Here is a 2,463-nt window from a genome sequence, read left to right as displayed (position 1 = left end):
TAACCCGGGGGCGGCGATGGGAATCGCCTTGACCGCATCGATGTTGTTGATGGCGCCGTCCAGGCGCAGGTACACGCGCGGGCCGGCGGTTTCGACAAAGCCGGACGGCGTCATGTCGTTCTGGCGATTCAGCGCGTCGAAGATGGCTTGCGCCTTGACGCCTAGCGTGGCGAGGCGTTGATTGGAAATATCGACGTAGATTTTCTGCTGTTGCTCGCCGAGGATGTTGACCTTCTGGACGCCGTCCACGTGCAGCAATTGCTGGCGCAAGGTTTCGGCTTCCGTCACCAGCTGGCGATGCGGCAGGCCTGGTGCATTGAGTGAAAACAGCGTGAAATAGACATCCGAGTATTCGTCGTTGATAACCGGGCCGATTGCGCCGCGCGGCATGTTGATGACCTCGTCGCCGAGTTTCTTGCGGGCCTGGTAGAACTGTTCCGGCACCAGCGCGGGCAGCGTCGAATCCTTCAGGAACAATTTCATCGTGATCAGACCCGGCCGTGCGGCAGTCTCGACGCGATCATAGTATTCCAGTTCCTGCAGGCGCTTTTCCAGGCGATCGCCGACTTGCTGCTGCATTTCCTTGGCGGTGGCGCCCGGCCACAGCGCGGTCACGGTCATGATCTTGACGGTGAAGCTGGGGTCTTCGGCGCGCCCCAGCTTGATGAAGGCGAAGGCGCCGGCAACGGCAATCGCAATGATCAGGAACAGCGTCACTGCGCGTTCCCTTACGCCGAAAGCGGAAAGATTGAAGCCGCTCATGACGCACCGCCCGTATGTGCCGCGGACTGCGGCGAAACCACTGAAACCTTGTCGCCGGCCTTGAGCAGATGGGTGCCGTAGGCGACGACCACATCACCCGCTTTCAGGCCTGCGCTGATGGCGGCGAATTCTTCACCCAGACGGACAACCGTCACGGGAACCAGCTTGACGACCTGGGTTTGTTTTTCGATCAGCCAGACGCTGGCGCCATGACCCTTGTCGATCAACGCGCCGATCGGGACTTCGGTCTGTTCGGTTGAAGTGGTATCGCCGGTGAGCCTGATGGTGACCGTCGAGCCCAGCGGCGCCTGCTCTCCCTTGCCGGACAGCACGTAGCGCGCCTGGTAGGTGCGGGTGAGGGGATCGGCCATGGCGGAGAGTTCTCTCAGCTTGGCCGCGAATTTTTGCGTGTCATCCGTATAGAGTGTGGCGCTTGCCTGGCGGCGCGCCTGGCCGAGGCCGTTCTCGGGGATGCTGACGACTGCTTCACGCGGGCCCTTCTGCGCCAGTCGCACGATCGTCTGTCCTGCGCCGACCACTTGGCCGGCGTCGGCCAGAACGTCCATGACGACGCCATCGGCGTCGGCGCGCAGGACGGAGTAGTCCGATTGGTTTTCAACCTGGCCGGCGCGCGCCCGTTCAGCATCGAGTTGCGCCTTGGCGGAGTCCGCCAGCGCTTTGCTTTGCTCATACGCCTGTCTGGAAACGGCGCCGGAGTTCAGCAGCTTGCGCAAGCGCACTTCGTCAGCCTGGGCCTGCACGTCGCGTGCTTGCGCGGCGATCACCGCGGAGCGCGCTGCATGTTGCGCCAGGGTGTAATCGGTGCTGTCGAGCTTGAACAGCGCCTGGCCGCGTTTGACCAGTTCGCCCGGATCGACCAGGCGTTCCACGATCTTGCCGGGCACCCGGAAACCCAGATTGCTCTCGGTACGGGCATGCACGACGCCGGTGTAGCTGGCGGAATCGTGTTCAACGTTTTGAACCGTAAAGGAGGCAACCCTGGGTGCAGTCGCCGGAGGCGGCGCCGGTTTGCTGCAGGCGGCAAGTGTGGCGATCAATGCGCCTGACAGTGCCATGCCCATATATTTCTTGTTGATTTCCATGAAACCCCTCGCTAGTCGGATTAATGTGCATATGCACTTTATGGATTAAAAAATAGCGAGGACATTGCCTCGCCATGGAACTTGATGCCTGTCGTTTGAAGCTTAAGGCCGTATATTCAGCGCCGCATATTTAACGTTGGGTCATTTAACGTTGGGTCACCGCCATCAACTCTTCCCGCAGAAACTTGGCGCGATCCTTGCCGACCAGTTCTTCATATTCCTTCTGAGCGGCACGCCAATGAGGGAGTGCATCAAGGAATTTCCTGGTGCCTGCTTTGGAGAGTGACAAACCGATCTTCCTGGAGCCGGCCTCCGACTTTTGCACAACATATCCATCGCGGCTCAATGGCTGGATTGCACGGACCAGACTGGTTCGATCCATCACGACCATTTCCGACAGTTCCGTCATCGTGATCTCGGGCCGCTCATGAATCACGGCAAGGAGGGTCACCTGCGAACTGGTGACGTTGACCGGTGCGAGATGCCGCTCATACAGCTGCGTGATGAACCGCGCAGCCTGTTTGGTTGCGAATAAATTGCAGTCCGTCAGTGAGGGAGTGGAGTCCATATCCAAACCTTAGCATGTGCATATGCAGAA

General features: G+C 59.8%; 3 protein-coding genes. All 3 read right to left on the bottom strand.

Annotation, left to right across the window (positions count from 1 at the left end):
- Window positions 1-762: efflux RND transporter permease subunit (locus tag HLUSI_RS29845; RefSeq protein WP_040503732.1), on the bottom strand; the 762-nt coding region annotated here is incomplete at its 3' end.
- The gene (locus HLUSI_RS0120620) at window positions 759-1,865 is read right to left on the bottom strand and encodes an efflux RND transporter periplasmic adaptor subunit (protein WP_016835747.1); all 1,107 of its coding nucleotides are present in this window, start codon (window positions 1,863-1,865) and stop codon (window positions 759-761) included. The genes HLUSI_RS29845 and HLUSI_RS0120620, both read right to left, overlap by 4 nt.
- 145 nt (window positions 1,866-2,010) lie before the next feature.
- On the bottom strand, window positions 2,011-2,433 hold the full coding sequence (locus HLUSI_RS0120615; RefSeq protein WP_016835746.1) for a MarR family winged helix-turn-helix transcriptional regulator: 423 nt from the start codon (window positions 2,431-2,433) through the stop codon (window positions 2,011-2,013).
- Window positions 2,434-2,463: the final 30 nt, after the last annotated feature.

The organism is Herbaspirillum lusitanum P6-12 (assembly GCF_000256565.1).
Lineage (GTDB): Bacteria > Pseudomonadota > Gammaproteobacteria > Burkholderiales > Burkholderiaceae_D > Herbaspirillum > Herbaspirillum lusitanum.
The sequence above is the reverse complement of the archived record's forward strand: the minus strand, read 5'-3'. Positions and strand labels throughout refer to the sequence as shown.

Bases quoted from the DNA above. Each gene is read 5' to 3' on its own strand.
- HLUSI_RS0120620 (WP_016835747.1), bottom strand. From the start codon at position 1,865: ATGGAAATCAACAAGAAATATATGGGCATGGCACTGTCAGGCGCATTG.
- HLUSI_RS0120615 (WP_016835746.1), bottom strand. From the start codon at position 2,433: ATGGACTCCACTCCCTCACTGACGGACTGCAATTTATTCGCAACCAAA.